Source organism: Viridibacillus sp. FSL R5-0888, from assembly GCF_038009105.1.
GTDB classification, from domain to species: Bacteria; Bacillota; Bacilli; order Bacillales_A; family Planococcaceae; genus Viridibacillus; species Viridibacillus arenosi.
This window is the reverse complement of sequence record NZ_JBBPAU010000001.1, coordinates 2,126,614-2,139,411: the sequence shown is the minus strand read 5'-3', so window position 1 is coordinate 2,139,411 and position 12,798 is coordinate 2,126,614. Positions and strand designations below refer to the sequence as shown.

Annotated in this window: 14 protein-coding genes; 3 read left to right on the top strand and 11 right to left on the bottom strand. The window is 37.1% G+C overall.

What is annotated here, in order from left to right; genetic code table 11:
- Positions 1–106: 106 nt before the first annotated feature.
- From MKY02_RS10640 to MKY02_RS10625, 4 genes are all read right to left on the bottom strand, one after another.
- On the bottom strand, positions 107–817 hold the full coding sequence (locus MKY02_RS10640; protein ID WP_038181916.1) for a LutC/YkgG family protein: 711 nt from the start codon (positions 815–817) through the stop codon (positions 107–109).
- Positions 814–2,244 carry a LutB/LldF family L-lactate oxidation iron-sulfur protein gene (locus MKY02_RS10635; RefSeq protein WP_038181919.1) on the bottom strand — a complete coding sequence of 477 codons (1,431 nt, stop codon included), beginning with the start codon at positions 2,242–2,244 and terminating at the stop codon, positions 814–816. Before MKY02_RS10635 ends, MKY02_RS10640 begins: the two co-directional genes overlap by 4 nt.
- Before the next feature lie 11 nt (positions 2,245–2,255).
- Entirely contained in the window at positions 2,256–2,972 is a 717-nt protein-coding gene (locus tag MKY02_RS10630) for a (Fe-S)-binding protein (RefSeq protein ID WP_076065018.1), read from the bottom strand.
- A gap of 138 nt (positions 2,973–3,110) precedes the next feature.
- Entirely contained in the window at positions 3,111–3,833 is a 723-nt protein-coding gene (locus MKY02_RS10625; protein WP_038181926.1) for a FadR/GntR family transcriptional regulator, read from the bottom strand.
- 481 nt (positions 3,834–4,314) lie between these two features.
- On the opposite strand from MKY02_RS10625, the gene MKY02_RS10620 reads away from it, so the two are divergent.
- Genes MKY02_RS10620 through MKY02_RS10610 form a run of 3 tightly spaced genes read left to right on the top strand, consistent with a single transcriptional unit; the run spans position 4,315 to position 5,569 of the window.
- A complete protein-coding gene (locus MKY02_RS10620) occupies positions 4,315–4,854 on the top strand; it encodes a TetR/AcrR family transcriptional regulator (RefSeq protein WP_340711157.1) in 540 nt (179 codons plus the stop codon).
- 12 nt (positions 4,855–4,866) lie between these two features.
- Complete coding sequence (locus MKY02_RS10615) at positions 4,867–5,196, top strand: DMT family transporter (RefSeq protein WP_038181931.1); 330 nt, start codon at positions 4,867–4,869, stop codon at positions 5,194–5,196.
- Between the two features lie 25 nt (positions 5,197–5,221).
- Positions 5,222–5,569 carry a DMT family transporter gene (locus MKY02_RS10610; protein ID WP_076065016.1) on the top strand — a complete coding sequence of 116 codons (348 nt, stop codon included), beginning with the start codon at positions 5,222–5,224 and terminating at the stop codon, positions 5,567–5,569.
- 60 nt (positions 5,570–5,629) lie between these two features.
- Here MKY02_RS10610 and MKY02_RS10605 read toward each other — a convergent pair whose 3' ends face one another.
- From MKY02_RS10605 to ilvC, 7 genes are all read right to left on the bottom strand, one after another.
- The gene (locus MKY02_RS10605) at positions 5,630–6,031 is read right to left on the bottom strand and encodes a thiol-disulfide oxidoreductase DCC family protein (RefSeq protein ID WP_038181938.1); all 402 of its coding nucleotides are present in this window, start codon (positions 6,029–6,031) and stop codon (positions 5,630–5,632) included.
- Positions 6,032–6,428: 397 nt separating this feature from the next.
- Entirely contained in the window at positions 6,429–6,965 is a 537-nt protein-coding gene (locus MKY02_RS10600) for a GNAT family N-acetyltransferase (protein WP_038181978.1), read from the bottom strand.
- A 112-nt stretch (positions 6,966–7,077) separates the two neighbouring features.
- Entirely contained in the window at positions 7,078–7,665 is a 588-nt protein-coding gene (gene leuD, locus MKY02_RS10595; protein WP_076065015.1) for a 3-isopropylmalate dehydratase small subunit, read from the bottom strand.
- Between the two features lie 14 nt (positions 7,666–7,679).
- Positions 7,680–9,089, bottom strand: a complete 1,410-nt coding sequence (gene leuC, locus MKY02_RS10590) for a 3-isopropylmalate dehydratase large subunit (RefSeq protein ID WP_038181989.1) — start codon at positions 9,087–9,089, stop codon at positions 7,680–7,682.
- Between the two features lie 16 nt (positions 9,090–9,105).
- Positions 9,106–10,206: a 3-isopropylmalate dehydrogenase gene (gene leuB, locus MKY02_RS10585; RefSeq protein ID WP_038181991.1), complete on the bottom strand. Its 1,101-nt coding sequence runs from the start codon at positions 10,204–10,206 to the stop codon at positions 9,106–9,108.
- A gap of 21 nt (positions 10,207–10,227) precedes the next feature.
- Complete coding sequence (locus MKY02_RS10580; protein WP_076034848.1) at positions 10,228–11,769, bottom strand: 2-isopropylmalate synthase; 1,542 nt, start codon at positions 11,767–11,769, stop codon at positions 10,228–10,230.
- Entirely contained in the window at positions 11,756–12,787 is a 1,032-nt protein-coding gene (ilvC, locus tag MKY02_RS10575) for a ketol-acid reductoisomerase (RefSeq protein ID WP_038181997.1), read from the bottom strand. The genes MKY02_RS10580 and ilvC overlap by 14 nt, the downstream gene beginning before the upstream one ends.
- Positions 12,788–12,798: the final 11 nt, after the last annotated feature.

Below are 12,798 nucleotides of genomic sequence, written 5' to 3'. Positions count from 1 at the left end.
CCATAAGCACTCTCGAAAATGTTGATTTTTCATTTTAATACAGAATACATCAAATTTTACGAAATTAAAAAAATGTCTACAAAAGCAACTGTAGACATGTTTTTAATTATCGATCTTCTACTATTATATAAGTTGCTTTTATTGGTCCGTGCACACCAACTACTAGATTCATCTCAATATCAGCTGAATTACTTGGTCCAGATATGAAATTAATACATGGCGGCACTGTTTCACCATTTTGCACTTTTTCAGAGATGATTTGTGCTGCTTGCGTCATTCTTGGGACAATTGTGCTTTTTGGGATAATCGCAATATAGGTTTGCGGAAGCAAACTGACTGATCGCCCTTGACCGCCTGTTGAAAATAAAACAACTGTTGCAGACTCGGCAAGTGTTATATCACTAAAAGTAATACCCACATTCGCTTTTTCTGCAAGTATAATATTGTCATCTCCATTTTCTACATTCCATTCATTCACTTCAATACTAGCTTGTGGCCATTCTTCTTCCAATAGATTACGTAAACCGAATGTGTCAAAGCGTTCATCTTTCCAAATAGAAACAGGACCACCTCCATACAAATCTACACGATTTGCTAACACTTCTTTTAATTGGTCTGCAGTTGTTTCAATATAGTCTGTATGAATATTGCTACATTGTTTCTGAAACACTTGCACTAGCTCATCTCGGGATAGATCAGTAAGTGTTTTTGCTTGCGGATTGTACTTCCAGTTTCGTTCAGGCTTTTTTGTTGTATTCATTTCTCGGCCAAGTGCTGTTGCGATATTTTTTATAAATGGTGCACGTTGTTGGATCATTTATTGTCTCCTCCTTCACGGTTTTTATACCAGTCGCGGAAACGTTCATTTTTTGGTGTAGGGAATTCGCGAATCATCGTCCATTCTTTTAATGGTCCCGGTCCTTTAGATATAAACTCTTTGTCTTTCATAAAGGGCTTCATCACTTTTGTTGCGAGTTTTGTTCCTGTTGTATATAGCGGATTGGAGGCTGCCCCAATACCAAACGCCTTCATCATCAAACCTTCAGAAATTGGTGCTTTACCTTCTTTTTCTACTATTATTTGTCGATGTTTGTGAAGTAAATCATGCAACGGAATCTTCACAGGGCATGCTTCTGTACAAGCACCACATAATGTAGAGGCGTAAGGTAATTCTTTAAAGTCATCATATCCTGCAAGTAACGGAGTCAAAACAGCGCCTATTGGTCCTGGATAGATTGAGTTATATGAATGACCTCCAATATGACGATATACAGGGCAGACATTTATGCAGGCAGCACAGCGTATACATTGCAATACTGATTGAAATTCTGTACCTAGAATTTTTGAACGACCATTATCCACGATGACTAGATGGAATTCTTCAGGACCATCAGCATCACCTTCACGGCGTGGCCCTGATAATACCGTGATATAACTCGTTAGTTTTTGCCCAACAGCACTTCGTGTCAATAAACTCACGAGTACTTCTAATTCTTCGAACGTTGGTACAATGCGCTCCATACCCATAACGGTAATTTGCGTTTTCGGAACAGTCGTAGCTAGACGAGCATTCCCTTCATTTGTTACTAAACTAATCGAACCAGATTCAGCAATTGCAAAGTTACAACCTGTAATACCGACATCTGCAGTTAAAAATTCATTACGTAGTGTCTCACGTGCATGACGTGCCAATTCTGTTGGATCGTTAGATTTTTTATAGTTTATTTTCTCTTCAAATACCTTACGAATTTGCTCTTTGTTTTTATGTAATGCAGGTGCGACTATATGGGATGGTGGGTCGTGTTCGTCAAGTTGTAAAATATATTCCCCTAAATCGGTCTCAATCACATTACAACCAGCCTTTTCTAATACAGCATTTAAGCCGATTTCTTCAGTAACCATAGATTTCGATTTGACAATCTTTTTTGCATTTTTCTTTTTAACAACCTCTTCAATATATCGATTAGCGTCATCTGCGGTTTGTGCAAAGAAAACGTGACCACCAAGCTTTTGTACGTTGTCAGATAACTCTTGTAAATAATAATCTAAATTTTCCAGCACATGTTGGCGAATCTCTTCCCCGTGAGAGCGCCATTCTTCCCAGTTCCCAAGTTCCTCAGCGTTTTCTAATCGGCGAGAACGCAGGCGATCCTGTGCACCAGACACCGCACCGCGCATAAAATCATCTTGTAAATTATCTTTTACTTTGTCTTTAAAATTCCCATCCGTAATTTTTACAGCCATACGCTCACCCCTTAATGTGAATTTAATACTTCAGCAATATGCATTACTTTCACCGGTACCTGCCTACGTTGCATTCGTCCAGCAATGTTCATAATGCAACCGCCGTCAGATGCTACTAAAATCTGCGCATTTGTAGAGATTGCAGCATCAACTTTTTCATCAACCATTTGTTCCGAAATATTCCCCATTTTCACGGAGAACGTTCCCCCGAAACCACAGCAATTATACGCATACGGTAAAGGTTTCATTTCTAGGCTTTCTACGTTGGATAAAAGTGTATAGGGTGCATCTTTTATCCCTAATAAGCGTGTCATATGACATGATGGATGATAAGTTGCTTCTCCAGTTAACTTAGCTCCGACATCTTCTACCTTTAATACATTGACGATAAAATCAGTTAGTTCGTACGTTTTTTCAGCCAATAGCCTTGCACGTGCAGACCAACCAGGTTCATCTTTTAAAATTTTTGGATATTCATGAAACATTGTTGCACACGAACCTGATGGTGTGACAACAACTTCCGCTGCTTCAAACGTTTCTATCATTTTTTTAATAGCAGCTTTTGTATGCTCAACATATCCAGAATTGTAAGACGGTTGACCACAGCATACTTGCGCTGTAGGAAAATCAATTTCACAACCCAGTCGCTCCAATAACTCCACAGTTGCTTTTCCCACATTTGTTTCAAACATATCCACAAGACATGTTACAAATAGTGTTACTTTCATGTACATACCCCCCCAAAGATATGGTCATCTGATGACTTGTTTTTTATTAATGATACAGGAATAAACAATGGTTTTCCAATCCTTTTATTGAAAATACGAATTTTTCTGTTAATTTAACATAGAAGAATGACTTATAGATTAGTCATTTTCCTCTTGGATATATTGCGCTAAAACTGACTCCACAAATTGCAAATGTGCCTTCATCGCCTTTGCTGCACCTTCTGCATCCTGTGCTTCTATTTGTTTGTATATTAAATGGTGTTGTTCGTTTAATAGATCTAATGTTTTTTTTTCATCATATAAACAAATACGACGTGTTTCACGCATAGATTCAGACATTAGATGAGACACATGTTGCATTAATGTGCTAAGTAATACATTATTCGCAGCCTTAGCAATGGCTAAGTGGAAGGCTAAGTCAGCTCTCTCCCCTAGATCAGAGTTTTTTTTGTGATTGATCATTTCCATTAAATGAACACGCATCACTTCCAAATCTTCTGCGGTTCTTTTTTGAGCAGCGCTTGCGACAATGCCCGTTTCTAAAATTTGTCGTACTTCTAATAACTCTTGAATGTTTTTATCCGTCATAAGTATTGCACTTTGGATAGGATAAGCTAGATTATCTGCAGTGAATGTTTTGACGAATGTCCCTTCCCCTTGCCGCATTTCAATAAGTCCCATTGCTCGTAAGGAAGTTAGTGCTTCACGAATTGCTGATCTTCCTACTTGAAAATTGACTGCCAATTCTTGTACAGAGTCTAATTGATCTCCTGGTTTCAACTGACCATCTTTAATCATTTCTAATAATATATCAGCCACTTCTTCGTAAATCTTTTTTCTGGTAATCTTTTTATAGTTCAATTGTATGTCACCTCTATTCTATTATAACCAAAGGAAATACTATATTAAAAACTAATGTTAAATAATAATTGTGGATCATCTGATAATATACATAATAGGTTTGTTGTCTTTGCTTAAGTTATACAAAAAATCGTTAATGTTATTAATTTATAAAAAGCATTGTTTTCTTTCGAAGTTGTGTTATTCTTTCTTATTTAAATGGTGGTAGAAGTATACATAGATTGATGAAAAAATTGTGCAGCAGTGATGTGTTCATAATATAGACTAACGAGGTTTATATATTAACTATATTCAGTTACATAGTGTCTAAAACACATAGTTCATTAGAAGACAGTTAGTGGAAATCAAATGTTTTTCTGCTATAACACCCTTTTTTTCGATTAAGCATAGCATTTTATATTGACAAAAAAACCGTCTAGACGGTACAATAAAAACACAAAAAAGACCATCTGGACGGTTTTATTCAAGGGGAGGCTTACACATGGAATCAAAAGCAACAATCAAGCGCAAACACATTCTAAAATCTGCTAAAGACTATATTTTGGAAAATGATATAAACTCACTAACTTTAGATTCAGTGGCAAAGCAAGCTGGGATTAGTAAAGGTGGTTTATTGTATCACTTTCCCAATAAAGAAGCATTATTATTGGAAGTAACTCAATATATCTTCGAAGATTTCACTTCTCGATTTAATGAGCACGCTATGAATGACTCGATAGAAAAAGGTAGATGGAACCGCGCTTTAATAGAAGCAACAAAAGAGGATTTGAGTAACAATGCCGAGTTAAATGTAGGACTACTTGCTTCTTCTATGTTAAATCCAGATTTATTAACAAGCATGTCTCAAAGCTATCAGTATATGCAAAATAAAGTGGAGCAAGATAGTATAGATCCAGTAACAGCAACTATTATTCGATTAGCTATAGATGGACTATACTATTCAGAACTGTTTAATATAGCTCCATTAGATGAAAAATTGCGTGAAGATGTTATTCAAAAATTAATTAGCATGACAAAGTAGGAGGTCAATATCTTGAATCCATATATAATTTTGGCCGTAGCCATTATTAGTGAAGTATTTGGTAGTTCTATGTTAAAAGTTTCAAACGGATTTAAAAGGTTGCTCCCTTCCATTGGTGTAATTATTGGCATGTTTTCAGCTTTTTATTGCTTATCTTTATCACTTAAAACAATACCACTAGGCACAGCTTATGCAATTTGGTCAGGGGTAGGGACAGCCTTAACCGCTTTAGTAGGTGTAATTGTGTATAAAGAGAATTTTAATTTAAAAAAAGCTTTAGGATTAGTGCTAATCATTGGTGGAGTTGTTGTATTAAAACTCTCTAGTGGTAGCGTTCATTAATCTTTAGATATTCGGGGGTTATAGTATGAAAGGTTATATAGCTTTAGGGATTTCCATCATTAGCGAAATATTTGGCACAACAATGTTGAAATTATCAGAAGGATTTACAAATTTGCTCCCTTCTATTGGTGTAATAATTGGTTTTGGCGTAGCATTTTACTGCTTATCACTATGTCTTAAAACGATTCCATTAAGTTTAGCTTACGCTATTTGGGCAGGAATAGGGACAGCTATAACAGCGGTTATTGGTATATTGTTATGGGATGATCCATTTAGCATTATGACATTCCTTGGCATAGTATTAATAATTGGCGGAGTAGTTTTATTAAATGCTTCCAATAGTCCGGAAAAAGTAGAAGAACCATCAAGTTAAAAGCTCGATGGTTTTTCTTTACTCTATTAAATGAAAGACTACATGTGAATACAAATCGAATTATGGTAATAGTCTTTTTCGTTCATCTAAACTTGGTAAGTGGCAACTAGCAGGTGCTTTCATTAATTTATGACGATTGCGAGCTACCAGGCGATATACTGGATTTCGGACAAATAAGGGAATTAGTTTGAAAATAGTGAACAAGGAAAAAGGTGTTTTTAAATAAGGGAGTAAAAAAAACACAGCCTCTGATTCAGTCAATATGCCAGCTGGACTTTTCACTACAACTGAATCGAGATTCTTCGTAAGATTCAGCGATAATGTGTTTTTTGCAGTTTCACCCTGTAATGGAGCAAAAAGAATATCGTGATTCCTTTCATGTTTTAAGACGAACTGAACTGCCCACTGACAGAATCCGCAACTACCGTCATAAAACAGTATTGGATTTTGATGGTTGGTCATTACTCTCCACTCTTTCTATATGTATTACTAATTATTGTACAATATTTACAACTAATTTAACAAAGAACCGTTTAGAATTTGAGATAATCAAACAATAATTCTGTAAAGATCTCTACAGAAAACTTGTTGGATGACACCTTTGAATCTATTGACTAAGACTATTTAAAGTAAATACTATAGATACGAATCACAGTATAAAGATCCACATAAAAAAAACGAATCGATCTTAACCAATCAATTCGCTTGATGTATTTGATTTATTTTCAGAAAATTCAATTCTGTTATATCTGATTTCCCAGGCAATATGGTAAGATAACTCTCATGTTAGCTCATTTATTCCACTAGAAAAGCGATTAAATTACTATCTAAAATTTTATTTCCTGCCTCGTTTAGTTTTCTAGATGGATTTATCATTTAGTAAAGAGTAAATATTAGTATCATGTGGAACACCATCTTGATACATATAATTTCTCAAAACGCCTTCTTTTTCAAAGCCTAATTTCTCTAATAACTTATTCGAAGAAGTATTTTCCACAAAAACGACCGCTCCAATACGCTTTATGCCAAGCTTTTCGAATCCATAAGTAATTACTTCCTTAACAACTTCAGTTGCATATCCACTTCCCCAGTATTCAGGAGAAAGTGCGTAGCTTATATCTGCTCTCTTATGTTCATGGGACCATTCTTGAAACCCAATTGTTCCAATAATTCCATCCATACCTTCTCGTTCAATTCCCCATTTGATACCTATTTTTTTCTCATAATTCCTCGAAAAATTCCCGATAATTTGTTTCACCTGATCTAAACTTGTTAGTGGATTTTGCCCATAGAAACGTAATACATCAACATTTGAAAAGCAATCTAATATAGCCTGTGCATCATCTTCTATTAGTTCTCTCAAAATTAGCCGTTCAGTCTTTAAAATTGGAAACATTACGTTACACCCCTTTTCAAAAATCAACTAAAAAACAAACAATTTAATATCCCCATAAATCATTAAAAACTACCTAATGCCAATTTAGACACTAGGTAGTTTTTATACTTATTTAATACGCTTTGCGAGTTGCTTCATACTTCGTAATTTGCTCATCATATTGGAATGTTAAAGAAATCTCATCCCAGCCATTTAATAGCATTTGTTTATAGTAAGGGTCAATTTCAAAATTGTATACTTTACCATTCGCTGTTACAGTTTGAGCTTCTAAATTCACCTCTGTTTCAAGTGGTGAAGCTTCGCCTGCTGCAAGTAATTCTTCTACTTCATAAACAGACAACTTAATCGGTAAAATACCGTTTTTGAAACAGTTATTATGGAAAATATCCGCAAAACTTGGTGCGATAACTACATTGAATCCATAATCTAAAATAGCCCATGGTGCGTGCTCACGTGATGATCCACAGCCAAAGTTTTCGTGCGCTACTAAAATTTTAGAGCCTTGATATTGTGGTTGATTTAATACGAAATCTTCAATTGGTTGATCATTTTGATCGAAGCGCCAGTGGTAAAAAACAAATTGACCAAAACCTGTACGTTCGATTCGTTTTAAAAACTCTTTAGAAATAATTTGATCGGTATCAACATTTTTTCTATTAAGTGGTGTTAGTACGCTATTCACTACATTAATTGGTTCCATCCTCTACGCCTCCATTACACAGGTACATTTAAAATTTCGCGAACATCTACGAAGTGTCCAGCGATTGCGGCAGCTGCTGCCATTTGTGGACTCACAAGATGCGTACGAGAACCAGCACCTTGGCGTCCTTCGAAGTTACGATTAGACGTTGAAGCACATCTTTCTCCAGCTGGAACCACGTCCTCGTTCATCGCAAGACACATACTGCATCCTGATTCACGCCATTCAAAGCCCGCATCCAAGAAGATTTTATCTAACCCTTCCTCTTCTGCTTGCTTTTTAACCGTGAATGAACCTGGTACAACAATTGCTTTTACATTTTCATTTACTTTTTTACCTTCAATAACTGCTGCTGCAGAACGTAAGTCATGTAGTCGTGAATTCGTACATGAACCAATAAACACATGTTGAATAGCAATATCAGTTAATGGTGTACCTTCTTGTAAATCCATATATTGTAGTGCTTTTTTATGTGCTTGTTTATCTGATTCTTCTTCGAAATCAGCTGCATAAGGTACGTGATTTGAAATACCAGAACCCATTGAAGGATTTGTACCCCATGTGACAAATGGTTCGATTTCATTTGAATCAATTTCAAGCACACGGTCATATGTAGCATCAGAATCTGACGCTAATGATAGCCAGTACTCACTTGCTTCCTCGAATGCATCGCCTTGTGGAGCATACTCGCGGCCTTTAATATAATCTACAGTGATCTGATCCGGACTGATTAAGCCCGCTTTTGCCCCTGCTTCAATTGACATATTACATATTGTCATTCGTTCTTCCATCGATAATTGATGAATAGCATCACCTGTAAATTCAACAATATGACCAGTACCTACATCAATACCAAACTTCGCAATGATTGCTAGAATGATATCTTTTGCAGTTACACCAAAGCCAAGTTCACCGTTGACACGGATATCCATCGTTTTTGGTTTGTTTTGCCATAAGGTTTGAGTTGATAATACATGTTCCACTTCACTTGTACCGATACCAAACGCAATTGCACCGAATGCACCGTGAGTTGATGTATGTGAGTCACCACAAACGATTGTTTTACCCGGTTGTGTTAAACCGAGTTGTGGTCCGATTACGTGAACTATCCCTTGATCTGGATGTCCCATATCTGCTAATTGAACACCAAATTCTGCACAGTTTTCTGCTAATGTGTTAATTTGTTTTTTAGCGATTGGGTCATTAATCGTAGGTAAATTCTTTGTCGGCACATTATGATCCATTGTTGCAAAGCATAGGTCAGGACGACGTACTTTACGATTGTTTAAACGAAGTCCTTCAAAGGCTTGTGGAGATGTTACTTCGTGAATTAAATGCAAGTCGATATAAAGCAAATCCGGTTTCCCGTCCTCTTGATAAACGACATGTTGATCCCATACTTTTTCGATTATATTTTTTGCCATATAATATCACCTTTTCTTAGATATATGATGTCATAATGCTATCTGAAACGAAGCTAGTGTCTAGTTCATTAATGACTTTTTCAGTCCACTCAGCTGTTGTTAATACGCGACTTCCTGGAGTTGCGAGATCTCCTGTGAAATAACCATCTTCGAATACTGCAGCTACAGCACGTTCAATTTCAGCTGCTTCTTCATTTAAGCCAAATGAATACTTTAACATCATCGCGACAGATAAAATCGTTGCAGCTGGGTTCGCAATGCCTAGTCCTGCAATTTCAGGAGCTGAACCATGGACGGGCTCATATAATCCGAAATTATCAGAACGTATACTTGCAGAAGGTAACACACCTAGTGAACCTGTAATTACTGAAGCTTCATCACTTAGAATATCACCGAACATATTCTCCGTTACAACAACGTCATATGCTGCTGGGTTCGTTATTAATTTCATTGCTGTAGAATCGACTAAACTATGTTCAACTTCGACATCTGGATAACCAACTTTCTTTTCATCTACAATTTGGCGCCATAGTCTTGAAGATTCAAGAACGTTTGCTTTATCAACAGACGTTAATTTCCCTCTACGTACACGTGCTAATTGGAAAGCACTATCAACGATACGTTCAACCTCAAATCGTGTGTACACTAATGTATCTAGAGCCGCTTTTTCCGTACGTTGACGAGGTTCGCCAAAATATAAACCACCAGTTAATTCACGAACGATTAGTAAATCAACATCTTTCACAATATCTTCTTTTAGAGGAGAAGCTTTCAAAAGTGACGGAATTGCTTGCACTGGACGTAAGTTTGAGAATAAATCAAAGTGCTTACGAATGCGTAGTAAACCTTTTTCTGGTCGTAATTCAGCTGGATTTTGATCCCACTTAGGACCCCCAACTGCTCCAAGTAGGATTGCATCACTTTCTTCGCAAAGGGCAATCGTTTCTTGAGGTAACGGATCATTATGTTGATCAATTGCTGATCCACCTATTGCACCATAAGCGATGTGGAATGTATGATGATATCTTTTACCGACTGATTGTAATACTGACACGGCCGAAGCGACAACTTCGGGGCCAATGCCATCACCCGGTAGTACTGTAATTTTCTTTTCCATAAAAACTCCTCCTCTATATGATTAACGAATTAATTCTTTAGCTCTTAAACCCGATTGAATAATCTGTCTATTGATAGCGTTTAAATACGCTTTTGCTGAAGCTTCCAAAACATCTTGTGCTGCATCACGACCAGTAACTTTTTGGTCTTTGTATGTTAAATTAATAACTGCTTCACCTAATGCATCACGACCTTTCCCTACAGAAGTTACACGGTAGTCTAAAATTTCAACCTTAGAATTAATCAGTAATTCCAAAGTATTGAAGATTGCTTCAACAGAACCCGAACCGGTTGACGCTACTGTTACTTCTTCACCGTCTGGTTGAATTACTTGCACGGTAGCAGTTGGAATGTTCTCAGTACCGTATTGAACTTGAACGCTTTTCAGCTCATACACTGATATTTCTTCATATTGAATTTGTTGATCTGTTAGTAAAGTTAATAAATCTTCTTCATTAATTTCCTTCTTACGATCAGCTAACTTTTTAAATTCCGCGAATGCGCGATTGATTTTATCGTCGCTTAAGTCAAAGCCCATCGTTTCAGCACGGTCTTTGAAGGCGTGTCTTCCGGAGTGTTTACCTAATACGAGAGGAACCGCACTTTCTCCAATTAAAGCAGGTGTAATAATTTCATATGTTTCAGGATTCTTTAACATCCCGTCTTGATGTATACCTGATTCATGAGCGAAGGCATTCTTACCTACGATTGCTTTATTTGGTTGAATAACGACACCTGTAAGTTTACTGACGAGTTGACTCGTACGTTTAATTTCTTGCAAGTTAATGCCAGTTTCGATACCGTAAATGTCTTTACGAATGTGCATTGCAACAGCGATTTCTTCTAATGCTGCATTACCAGCACGTTCACCGATTCCATTAATTGTACCCTCAACTTGATTGGCGCCATTTTCAATTGCTGCGATTGAGTTTGCAACGGCCATGCCTAAATCATCATGACAGTGAGCGGAGAAGTTTACTTTGTCACTACCTGTGACATTTTCTCTTAAATATTTAAATAGTGCGCCATATTCAGCAGGGCTTGCATAACCTACTGTATCTGGAATGTTAATAGTAGTTGCACCAGCTTTAATTACCTCATTTATAATACGTACAAGAAATTCACGGTCAGAGCGGAAAGCATCTTCTGCAGACCATTGTACTAGTGGAAATGTATTTTTTGCATATTTGACAGCTTCTACGGCAGCTTCCACAACTTGATCTGGTGTTTTGTTTAGTTTGTATTGCATATGGATTGGACTTGTAGCAAGGAATACATGGATATGTGGTTGTTCTGCTTTTTTAAGTGCGTCCCAAGTGATATCAATATCCTTTTTGATTGCTCTTGCAAGACCTGTAACGATTGAGTTTTTAACTGTACCTGCAATACGTTGTACAGCTTCGAAATCGCCAGGGGAAGAAGCAGGAAAACCTGCTTCAATAATAGATGCCCCAAAGCGTTCTAACTGTTTCGCAATTTCAAGCTTTTCAGCGGTATTTAGATTAATACCTGCTGATTGCTCTCCATCACGTAGTGTAGTATCAAAAATTTCAATTTTGCGCACTGTTTACCACTTCTTTCTCAATCTTTTTACCGTTATTTACGAAAGGCATCATTTCACGAAGTTTATCTCCAACTACTTCGATTTGGTGCTCAGATTCTGCTTTTTTAATTGCATTGTATTTAGGTCGGTTTGTTTCGTTTTCGTTGATCCATTCTTTTGCAAATTTACCTTCTTGGATATCTGTTAAAACGTCTTTCATGCGTTCTTTTACAGATGCATCGATTACACGTGGACCAGATACGAAATCTCCCCATTCAGCTGTATCTGAGATTGAGTAGCGCATGTTAGCTAGACCGCCTTCATACATCAAGTCAACGATTAGTTTTAGTTCATGCATACATTCGAAGTAAGCGATTTCTGGTTGGTAACCTGCTTCTACTAAAGTTTCGAAACCAGCTTTTACTAGAGCTGTTGTACCACCGCAAAGAACTGCTTGCTCCCCGAATAGATCTGTTTCTGTTTCTTCTTTGAAAGTAGTTTCGATTACACCAGCACGTGCTGCACCGATACCTTTTGCATAAGCTAGTGCTAAATCTTTTGCGTTACCAGTTGCATCTTGGAAAATACCGAATAATGCTGGTACACCTGCGCCAGCTTCGTATGTGCGGCGTACTAAGTGTCCTGGACCTTTTGGAGCTACTAAGAATACGTCAACATCAGCTGGTGGTACGATTTGGCCAAAGTGTACATTGAAACCATGTGCAAATACTAGTGCATTTCCAGCTTGTAATCCTGGTGCGATTTCTTCTTCATAAACTGCTTTTTGGCGTTCGTCTGGAAGTAAGATCATGATAACGTCTGCTTCTGCAGCTGCTTCTTTTACTGTTTTTACTGTTAAGCCATCTTGCTCAGCTTTATCGAAAGATTTTCCTGGACGGATACCAACTGTAACGTCGAAGCCTGATTCATTTAGGTTTTGAGCGTGTGCATGACCTTGTGAACCATATCCGATTACTGCGATTTTTTTACCTTGTAAAGTTGCCTCGTTGATATCGTTGTTATAGTACATTTTTGCCATTTTAAATTCCC